The organism is Streptomyces sp. NPDC040405, from assembly GCF_055595765.1.
On sequence record NZ_JBVIVI010000001.1, the window covers coordinates 1,344,821 to 1,356,084 of the forward strand.

Below are 11,264 nucleotides of genomic sequence, written 5' to 3' on the forward strand. Positions count from 1 at the left end.
CCGTGCTTTGGGTCCGCGTCAGGAATCGTTGCCGTCGAGGCCGTCGATATCGAGCGCCATGTCGATGAGGTGCTGAACGTCCATCGTGTCGATGGACTCGGTGTCGTCTTCGACACCGCTGGTCTCCGAGGTGGCCGCTTGTGGTTCGGCCAGCCGGAGCAGCGTGTCCAGCAGCCCGGCTTCCCGGATCCGGCTCATCGGAAGGGTGGTCAGGATGCGGCGCAGCTCGGCGTCCCGAGGATCGGTGTCCAGATCGGCCGACACGTGGCGCGGGCCGTCGTCCGGAACCAGTTCGGTCAGCAGATGCTCGGCGAGCACGGCCGGTGTCGGGTAGTCGTAGACCAGGCTCGCGGGCAGCCTGAGGCCGGTGGCCGAGCCCAGCCGGGTGCGCAGTTCGACCGCGGTGAGGGAGTCGAAGCCCAGCTCCTTGAAGGCGCGTCCGGCCTCCACCTCGTCGGCGGAGGCGTGGCCGAGTGCGGTGGCCACATGGGTGCGGACCACCTCCAGCACCGCGTCCGCGCGGTCGGCCGCGGCCAGCCCGGTCAGCCGCTCGCGCAGCGCCGACGCGCCGTCGGCCGCCGCCTCGCTCCGGCCCTCGCCGTCGCCCCGCAGGGCCTTGGCGACCTGGGCCAGATCGTCGATCAGCGGGCGCGGGCGGGCGGCGGTGAAGGCCGGAGCGAAACGCTCCCAGTCGACATCGGCCACGGTCACGGCGGTCTCCCGGCGGGACAGCACCCGCTGGAAGGCGGCCATGGTCAGGTCCGGCGCCATCGGCGGCAGGCCACGGCGGCGCAGCTGCTCCTCGGCGTCGCCCTCGGTGGCCATGCCGCCCTCCGCCCACGGTCCCCAGGCCACGGACGTGGCGGAAAGGCCACGGGCGCGGCGCTGTTCGGCCAGCGCGTCGAGGAAGGCGTTGCCCGCCGCGTACGCGCCCTGGCCGCCGCTGCCCCACACCCCGGCGATCGAGGAGAAGAGCACGAACGCGTCCAGCGGTTCGGCGCCCTCCCCGAAGAGGGCGTCGAGGTGGAGCGCTCCGGTGGTCTTCGCCGCCACGATCCGGGCGAACTCCGGGAGTTCGGTGCCGGTGCCGGGCTCCTGGGAGGTCCCGGCCGCGTGCACCACGGCCCGTACGGGGGTGCCGTTGGCGGCCAGCTTCTCCACGAGCGCCGCCAGCGCCTCGCGGTCGGCCACATCGCACGCCTCGACGGCCACGGCGGTGTCGGTGCCGGACAGTTCGGCCACGATCTCGGCCGCGCCCGGCGCGTCCGGACCACGACGGCTGAGCAACACCAGCCGCTCAGCCCCGTGCTGCGCCAGCCAACGGGCCACATGACGGCCCAGCGCACCCGTGCCACCGGTCACCAGCACCGTGCCACGCGGCGTCCACGGCTCGGCGGAGGCGACGGCCGCGTCCCGCGGGGCCGGGGCGAGGCGGCGTACGAAGACCCCGGCGGCGCGGATCGCCACCTGGTCCTCGTCGTCGGACCCGGCGAGCACACCCGCGAGCCGGTCCAGTGCGCGTTCGTCGAGCGTCTCCGGCAGATCGACCAGACCGCCCCACCGCTCGGGCTGCTCCAGGGCGACGACCCGGCCGTAGCCCCAGACCTGGGCCTGGGTGACGCTGTCCAGCCGGTCGGCGCTCCCGGTCGAGACCGCGCCCCGGGTGGCGCACCACAGGCGCGCGGTGGCGTCGCCGCCCTGCCGCGCCAGCGCCTCGGCCAGCGCACCGGTCAGCGCGAGGCCGACCGGCACCGCCGGATGGTCCGGATGCGGCCGCTCGTCCAGCGCCAGCAGCGACAGGACACCGGCCACCGGGCCGTCGGCCGACGCCGAGGCGAGGCGGGCGGCCACGGTCGCGGGATCGGCGTCCGCGGCGTCCAGTTCGACCCGTACGACGCGCACTCCGCGCCGCGCCAGGTCGTCGGCCACCGCGGCGACCCGGGAGTCCCCGGCGAGGCTCGCGGGGACGACGGTCAGCCAGGTGCCGGACGGGGCAGCGGTCGGGGCCTGCGCGTGCGGCTTCCACGCCACGTTGTAGAGACGGCCGTCGGCGGCCGACTCCTCGCGCCGGGCGCGGCGCCACGACGACAGGGCGGGCAGCACCGCGCTGAGCGGCTGGTCGCCCTCGACGCGCAGTTCGGTGGCCAGCGACTGCCAGTCCTCGCGCTCCACGGCGTGCCAGAACCGGGCGTCCACCGCGTCCACGGTGGCCTCGACGGCCCCTTCCGGCGCAGTGTCGGGCCAGTAGCGGCGGCGCTGGAAGGCGTACGTGGGCAAGTCGACGCGGGACGCACCGGTCCCGTCGTAGTACGCCGCCCAGTCCACGGCGGCGCCCCGGACGTACGCCTGGGCGAGCGCCGCCGTGACGGCCTCGGCCTCGGCGCGGCCGTTGCGCAGCGCGGCCACGAAGGCGGCGTCCTCGCCGGTCACGCACTCCTGGGCCATGGCGGTGAGCACACCGTCCGGGCCCAGCTCGACGTACGTCGTGACGCCCTGGGCTTCGAGGCTGCGGACACCGTCGAGGAAGCGGACCGCCTCGCGGACGTGACGCACCCAGAAGTCGGGGCTGGTGATCTCCTCGACGGAGACCAACTCGCCCGTCAGGTTGGAGACGATCGGGATGCGCGGGGCCTCGTACGAAAGCCCCTGCGCCACCTCGCGGAACGCCTCCAGCATCCCGTCCATGCGCGGCGAGTGGAACGCGTGGCTGACCGTGAGCCGCTTGGTCTTACGACCCCGCTCCTCGAAACCGGAAGCGATCTCCAGAACCGCGTCCTCGTCACCCGCGATGACCACCGACGACGGGCCATTCACAGCGGCAATGCTCAAGCGCTCGGTGAGCAGCGGCGCCACCTCGTCCTCCGACGCCTGCACCGCCACCATCGCGCCACCGGCCGGAAGCTCCTGCATCAGACGCCCACGCGCCGCCACCAATCGGCAGGCATCCGCGAGCGACAGCACACCCGCCACATGCGCGGCGGCCAGCTCACCGATCGAATGGCCGGACAGGAAATCGGGCGTCAGCCCCCACGCCTCGACCAGCCGGAACAGCGCCACCTCGACCGCGAACAGCGCGGGCTGAGTGAACCCGGTCCGGTCCAGCACCGAGGCATCGTCCCCGAACAGCACCGTCTTCAGCGGCGCCTCAAGGTGCGGGTCCAGTGCGTCGCAGACCACGTCCAGCGCCTCGGCGAACACCGGGTAGGCGTCGTACAGCTCACGACCCATCCCCAGCCGCTGGCTGCCCTGGCCCGTGAACAGGAACGCCACCTTGCCACCGGCCACCGAACCCTCGACGAGTCCTGCCGCGCCACGACCCTCGGCCAGCGCCGCGAGCCGCTCGCCGGGGAGGTCGCCGTCCGGGCCGAGCAGCACGGCCCGGTGCTCCAGGGCGGAACGGGAAGTGGCCAGGGAGTACGCGAGGTCGAGCGGGCGAACCTCGTCGTCCACGCCGTTCGCGAAGGCGCGCAGCCTCTCGGCCTGGGCCCGTAGCGCGTCCTCCGTACGGCCGGAAACCAGCCAGGCGAGGACGGGCAGGGGCCGTTCCGGAGCCGACTTCTCCACACGGTCGGTGTCCGGGTGCTGCTCGATGATCGCGTGCGAGTTGGTGCCGCTGAAGCCGAACGACGACACTCCCGCGCGGCGCGGACGGCCGGTCTCCGGCCACGGCCGGGACTCGGTCAGCAACTCGATGTCGCCCGCCGACCAGTCCACATGCGGGGTCGGCTCGGCGACGTGCAGCGTCTGCGGCAGCACGCCGTGCCGCATCGCCATCACCATCTTCATGACGCCCGCGGCGCCCGCCGCGGCCTGCGTGTGCCCGATGTTGGACTTCATCGAACCCAGCCACAGCGGTCGGCCTTCGGGCCGCTGCTGACCGTACGTCGCCAGGAGCGCCTGCGCCTCGATCGGGTCGCCCAGCGACGTCCCCGTGCCGTGCGCCTCGACGGCGTCGACGTCGGCGGCCGAAAGATCGGCGTTGACGAGGGCCTGCCGGATGACGCGCTGCTGGGACGGGCCGTTCGGCGCCGTCAGACCGTTCGACGCACCGTCCTGGTTGACGGCGGTGGAACGCAGGACGGCAAGGACCGGATGACCGTTCTTGCGGGCCTCGGAGACCCGCTCCACCAGGAAGAGACCCACGCCCTCGGCCCAGTTGGTCCCGTCCGCGTCACCGGAGAACGCCTTGATCCGGCCATCGGCGGCCAGCCCGCGCTGGAGGCTGAATTCCATGAAGACGCCCGGGGTCGACATGACCGTGACGCCGCCCGCCAGGGCGAGCGAGCACTCGCCGTTGCGCAGCGCCTGCGCGGCCAGGTGCAGCGCCACGAGCGACGACGAGCACGCGGTGTCGACGGTGAGCGCGGGGCCTTCGAGACCGAAGGCGTAGGACAGCCGACCGGACGCCACGCTGGAGGCGTTGCCGGTGCCGAGGTGTCCTCCGAGGCCCTGTGCCTCGTCCAGCACCAGGTTCAGATAGTCCTGTTCGTTGGAGCCGATGTAGACACCGGTCCTGCTGCCGCGCAGCGACTGCGGGTCGATCCCGGCCCGCTCGAACGCCTCCCACGAGGTCTCCAGCAGCAGCCGCTGCTGCGGGTCCATGGCGAGGGCCTCACGGGGCGAGATCCCGAAGAACGCCGCGTCGAAGTCGGCCACATCGGGCAGGAAGCCGCCCTCATGGGCGAAGGTGGCGCCTTCGGCGTCCGGGCCGTCGCCGTAGGGGGCGGTCAGGTCCCAGCCCCGGTCGGCGGGGAAGCCGGTGATGGCGTCCTCGCCGGAGACCAGGAGCTGCCACAGCTCCTCCGGCGACCGTACGCCACCGGGGAAGCGGCAGCTCATCGCGACGATCGCGATCGGGTCGTCGTCGTGGTCGGCCGAAGTGGTCATCCGGTGCGGGACGATCGCGTCGGCCACGTCACCGACCAGCTCGCCGCGCAGATGGCCCGCGAGGACGGCCGCGTTCGGGTAGTCGAAGACCAGCGTCGGCGGCAGCCGCAGCCCGGTCGCCTCGCGGAGGCGGTTGGACAGCTCGACGGCGGTGAGGGAGTCGAATCCCAGGTCCTTGAACACCCGGCCCTCTTCGAGGGCCTGCGGGTCCGCGTAGCCGAGCACCGCCGCGACCTGGTTACGGACCAGCTCCAGCAGCAGCCCGGTCTGCTCGGCCGCGCTCAGCGCGGCCAGCCGCCCGGCCAGGCCGGAAGCTCCCTCGCCCGCGGCGTTGTCCACCACGCGCCGTACCGGAACGCGGACCAGGCCGCGCAGCAGCGGCGCGAGCGTGCCCGCCGCGGCCTGGGCGCGCAGCGCCACGGCGTCGACCCGCATGGGGACCGCCGCCACCTCGCCCGAGCCGAGCGCCGCGTCCAGGAGGGCCAGGCCCTCCGCCGGGGACAGCGGCGGCAGCCCCGCGCGCCGCATCCGGCTGATGTCTATCTCGCTCAGGCCGCTGCCCATGCCGGAGCCCGCCCACAGGCCCCACGCGAGCGAGAGGGCCGGGGCCCCCTCGGCGCGACGGCGCGCCGCGAGCGCGTCCAGGAACGTGTTGGCGGCGGCGTAGTTGCCCTGGCCGGGGCCGCCGAACACGCCCGAGACGGCGGAGAACAGCACGAACGCCGCCAGGTCCGCGTCCCGCGTCAGCTCATGGAGGTTCCACGCGGCATCCACCTTCGGACGCATGACGCGGTCGACGCGCTCGGGCGTCAGCGAACCGATGACGCCGTCGTCCAGCACACCGGCCGTGTGCACCACGGCCGTCAGCGGATGTTCGGCGGGGACGGCGGCCAGCACCTCGGCGAGCGCTTCGCGATCGGCCGCGTCACACGCGGCGACCGTCACCTCGGCGCCCAACTCGCGCAGTTCGGCGACGAGTTCGGCCGCACCCGTGGCCCGCTCACCGCTGCGGCTGGTGAGCAGCAGGTGCCGCACCCCGCGCTCGGTCACCGCGTGCCGGGCGACCAGTCCGCCCAGGGCACCGGTGCCGCCGGTGATCAGCACCGTGCCGTCCGGGTTCCACGCGGCGGGCACGGTCAGCACGACCTTGCCGACGTGCCGCGCCTGGCTCATGTAGCGGAACGCTTCCGGGGCCTGCCGTACGTCCCAGGCGCTGATCGGCAGTGGCCGCAGCACGCCCTGGCGGAACAGGTCCAGCAGCTCGCACAGCATCTCCTGGACACGGTCGAGACCCGCGTCGAACAGGTCGAACGCCTGGTAGGCGACCCCGGGGTACTGGGCGGCCACCTCCTCCGGCTCCCGGATGTCGGTCTTGCCCATCTCGATGAACCGGCCGCCGCGCGGCAGCAGCCGAAGCGAGGCGTCCACGAACTCGCGCGCCAGCGAGTCCAGCACCACATCGACGCCGCGACCGCCGCTGACCTCACGGAACGTCGACTCGAAGGCCAGGTCGCGCGAGGAGGCGATCCGGTCGTCGGCAAGACCCAGCGAACGCAGCGTGTCCCACTTGCCCGGGCTGGCGGTGGCGAACACGTCCGCACCCCAATGCCGGGCCAGCTGCACCACCGCCATACCCACGCCGCCGGCGGCCGCGTGCACCAGCAGCGACTCGCCGCTCTCCAGGTCGGCCAGATCACGCAGCGCGTAGTAGGCCGTCATGAAGACGATCGGCACCGCGGCCGCCTCGGCGAACGTCCAGCCCGGCGGCATCGGGGCCACCATGCGCCGGTCCGCCACCACCAACGGCCCGAAGGCCCCCGGCAGCATGCCCAGGACGCGGTCGCCGGGAGCCAGATCGGTGACATCGGGTCCGGTTTCCACGACGACACCTGCACCCTCGATGCCCATCACCGGGGCATCGCCGGGGTACATCCCCAGGGCGTTCAGCACATCCCGGAAGTTCAGCCCGGCGGCCCGGACCTCGACCCGCACCTGCCCGGCCTCCAGCGGCGCCGCCGCCTCGGGGCACGGCAGCAGCGCCAGGTTCTCCAGCGTGCCCTTGTCCTCGCTGTCCAGCCGCCACGCCCGCTCCCCGGCCGGAGGCACCATCGCGCCCCCCGAGGCGACCCGCGCCAGCTGCGGCGCGTGGACCGTGCCACGGCGCAGCGCGAACTGCGGCTCGCCCGAGGCCAGCGCGGCACCCAGCGCCTCGTACGAGGCGTCGGTGCCGTCCACGTCCACCAGCACCAGCCGGTCCGGCTGCTCCGACTGCGCCGAGCGCACCAGACCCCACACCGCGGACCGCGCCGGGTCGCCCACCCCGGCATCGCCCCCGGCGGTCACCGCGCCCCGGGTGACCAGGACCAGACGGGACGTGGCCAGCCGCTCCTCGGCGAGCCACGCCTGTACCAGGGCCAGCGCGTCCCGTGCGGCGGTGTGGGCGGCACCGGCCACGTCGTCCTCGGCGGTGTCCGCCGGGCCGAAGTACGCGAGAAGGTACTCGGGCGCCTCCGCCTCCCCGGATTCCACCGCATCGCTCAGCGCGGTCAGGTCGGCGTGGGCCGTGGCACCGGCCGTGAGCGCGACCGGCGCACCGGCACCGAGTACCGCCCACGGCGCCCGGGCCCCGGACTTCTCGGCGGACACCGGCACTGTGGCCCAGTCCAGCCGGAACAGCGACTCGTGGTACGCGGCCTGCCAGGTCAGCGCCCGTTCGGCCGGAACGGGGCGCAGGACCAGCGAGTCCACTCCGGCGACCGGCGCACCGGCCGAGTCCGCGATCTCCAGCCGGACGCCCTCCGCGCCGCGGAGCACCAGGCGCACCCGCAGCGCCGAGGCGCCGCTCGCGTACACCGACACCCCGTTCCAGACGAACGGCAGTCCCCCGTTGTCGCTCTCGGCCGGATCGAGCAGGCCGAGCGCGTGCAGCGCGGAGTCGAACAGGGCGGGGTGCAGTCCGTAGTCCCGCGCGTCGGACGCGGCGGAGTCGTCGAGCCGGGCCTCGGCGAAGAGTTCGTTCCCGTTTCGCCAGGCGGCCGTGAGCCCCTGGAACACCGGGCCGTACCGCAGTCCGGCGTCGGCGAGGGTCGCGTACAGCTCCTCGGTACGGACCGCCTCGGCGCCCGGCGGCGGCCACGCGGTCAGCGCGAACCCCGGCCGGGGCGCGCCCGCGACCAGCACACCGTCGGCGTGCCGCGTCCACGGCTCCTCGGCCGAGGCGTCCTCGGCACGGGACAGCACGGTCAGCGGCCGTCGTCCGGTGTCGTCCGGCGCGCCGACCGTGACCTGGAGGCGGACGCCGCCACGCGCGGGCAGCACCAGCGGGGCGTGCAGGGTCAGTTCGTCGAGCAGATCACAACCGACCTGGTCACCGGCGCGGACGGCGAGCTCCACGAACGCCGTGCCCGGCAGCACCGCGGTGCCCCGCACCGCGTGGTCGGCCAGCCACGGATGGGTGTCCAGGCCCAGCCGACCGGTGAACACCAGCCCGTCGGACTCCGCCAGGGGCACGGCCGCGCCCAAGAGCGGGTGTCCGGCCAGCTCCAGCCCCACGAGCGCCACATCGCCGACGGATGCCGCACTCGGCTCCAGCCAGAACCGCTCGTGCTGGAAGGCGTACGTCGGCAGGTCCACCCGGTCCGCGCCCGTCCCGGCGAAGAACCCGGCCCAGTCCACCGCGACCCCACGGACGTGCGCCCGGGCCACGGCGGTGGTCAGCGCCTCGGCCTCGGAACGGCCCTTGCGCAGTGCGGTGATGAACGCCGCGTTCTCGCCGGACACGCACTCCTGCGCCATCGTGGTGAGCACACCGTCCGGGCCCAGCTCGATGAAGGTGGTGACGCCCTTGGCCTCCAGGGTGCGCAGACCGTCGAGGAAGCGCACGGCCTCCCGGACATGCCGCACCCAGAAGTCCGGGCTGGTCACCTCGTCGGTGGACACCACGGCGCCGGTCAGGTTCGACACGAGGGGGATCTTCGGAGCCTCGTACGACAGCCCCTGCGCCACCTGACGGAACGCCTCCAGCATCCCGTCCATGCGCGGCGAGTGGAAGGCGTGGCTCACGGTGAGCCGCTTGGTCTTACGGCCCCGCTCCTCGAAACCGGAAGCGATCTCCAGAACCGCGCCCTCGTCACCCGCGATGACCACGGACGACGGGCCATTCACAGCGGCGATGCTCACCCGGTCGGTGAGCAGCGGCGCCACCTCGTCCTCCGACGCCTGCACCGCGATCATCGCGCCACCGGCCGGAAGCTCCTGCATCAGACGGCCGCGCGCGGCCACCAGTTTCGCCGCGTCCGCGAGCGAGAGCACACCCGCCACATGCGCGGCGGCCAGCTCACCGATCGAATGGCCGGAGAGATAGTCGGGCCGCACACCCCACGCCTCGACCAGCCGGAACAGCGCCACCTCGATGGCGAACAGCGCGGGCTGCGTGAACCCGGTCCGGTCCAGCGCTTCTGCCTCGTCCCCGAACAGCACCGTCTTCAGCGGCCGTTCGAGATGCGGGTCCAGCTCCGCGCACACCGCGTCCAGCGCCTCGGCGAACACCGGGTAGGCGTCGTACAGCTCACGCCCCATCCCCAGCCGCTGGCTGCCCTGGCCGGTGAAGAGGAACGCCACCTCGCCGCCGTCGACTGTGCCCTCGATCAGCCCCGGTGCCAGCTCTCCGCGCGCCAGCGCCGCCAGGCCCGCGACCAGTCCGGCGCGGTCCTGGCCGACGACCACCGCGCGGCGCTCCAGCGCCGCCCTGCCGGTGGCCAGCGAGTAGGCCACATCGGCGGTGCCGAGGGCGGGTTCACGGTCGAGGTGGGAGATCAGGCGCCGGGCGTTGTCGTGCAGCGCCGCCCCGGTCCTGGCGGACAGAGCCCACGGCAGTACGGCGGCGGTGACCGCGGCCGTGGTGCCGTCCTCGTCCGTGGTATGCGGCTCCTCCGGCTCAGGGGCCTGCTCGATGATGGTGTGGGCGTTGGTGCCGCTCACACCGAAGGCCGAGACACCGGCCCGGCGCGGCCTGCCGCTCTCGTCCCACGGCCGGGCCTCGGTCAGCAGGGACACCTCGCCCGCCGACCAGTCGACGGTCGGGGACGGCTGGTCGACGTGGAGGGTCTGCGGCAGCACACCGTGGTGTATCGCCATGACCATCTTGATGACGCCCGCGACACCCGCCGCCGCCTGGGCGTGGCCCAGGTTGGACTTGAGCGAGCCCAGCCACAGCGGCCGGCCCTCCGGGCGCTCCTGACCGTACGTGGCGAGCAGCGCCTGCGCCTCGATCGGGTCGCCCAGCGTCGTCCCCGTGCCGTGCGCCTCGACGACGTCGATTTCGGCGGCGGACAGCCGGGCGTTCTCCAGGGCCTGGCGGATGACACGCCGCTGCGACGGCCCGTTCGGCGCCGTCAGACCATTGCTCGCACCGTCCTGGTTGACGGCCGAACCGCGCACCACGGCCAGCACCGGGTGGCCGTTGCGCCGCGCGTCCGACAGCCGCTCCACCAGCAGCACACCGACACCCTCGGACCAGCCCGTACCGTCCGCCGACGCCGCGAAGGACTTGCACCGGCCGTCGGGGGCGAGGCCGCGCTGACGGCTGAACTCCACGAACACATCGGGGGTGGGCATCACCGCGACGCCGCCGACCAGGGCGAGCGAGCATTCGCGCTGACGCAGCGCCTGGGCCGCCCAGTGCAGGGCGACCAGCGACGACGAGCACGCCGTGTCGATGGTGGCGGCCGGGCCCTCGAGGCCGAAGGTGTAGGCGATACGGCCCGACAGCACGCTGGTGGCACCGCCGGTCAGCAGCAGCCCCTCCAGTTCCTCGGGCGCGTTCTGGGTGTCGAGGCCGTAACCCATGGCCGAGGCGCCCACATACACGCCCGTGCGGCTGCCCTTGACCGACGTCGGGTCGATGCCCGCGCGCTCGAACACCTCCCAGGACGTTTCCAGCAGCAGCCGCTGCTGCGGGTCCATGGCGAGGGCCTCGCGCGGCGAGATGCCGAAGAAGCCGGGGTCGAACGTGGTGGCGCCGTCGAGGAATCCGCCGCCGCTGTTGTAGAAGGTGCCCTTGCGGTCGGGGTCCGGGTCGGCCAGTCCCTCGATGTCCCAGCCACGGTCGTCGGGGAAGCCGGTGATGGCGTCGCCGCCCTCCGCGACCAGCTGCCACAGATCCTCGGGGGATCCGATGCCGCCGGGGAAACGGCAGCTCATCGCAGTGATCGCGATCGGTTCCTGCGCGTCCGCCTCCACCTCGGTCAGGCGGCGACGGGTCCGGCGCAGCTCAGTGGTCATCCACTTCAGATTGTCGAGAAGCTTCTCTTCGTTCACGCTAGCCACGGAAACGTCACCCCCTGAGGTCGGTTGAAGAGCGGTGGGCGGTCATCACG

At 73.6% G+C, this 11,264-nt stretch carries 1 protein-coding gene; it reads right to left on the reverse strand.

The annotated features are described in order from the left end of the window. Nucleotides 1–18: 18 nt before the first annotated feature. Nucleotides 19–11,205, reverse strand: a complete 11,187-nt coding sequence (locus ACZ59A_RS05500) for a type I polyketide synthase (protein WP_470953816.1) — start codon at nt 11,203–11,205, stop codon at nt 19–21. Nucleotides 11,206–11,264 lie beyond the last annotated feature (59 nt).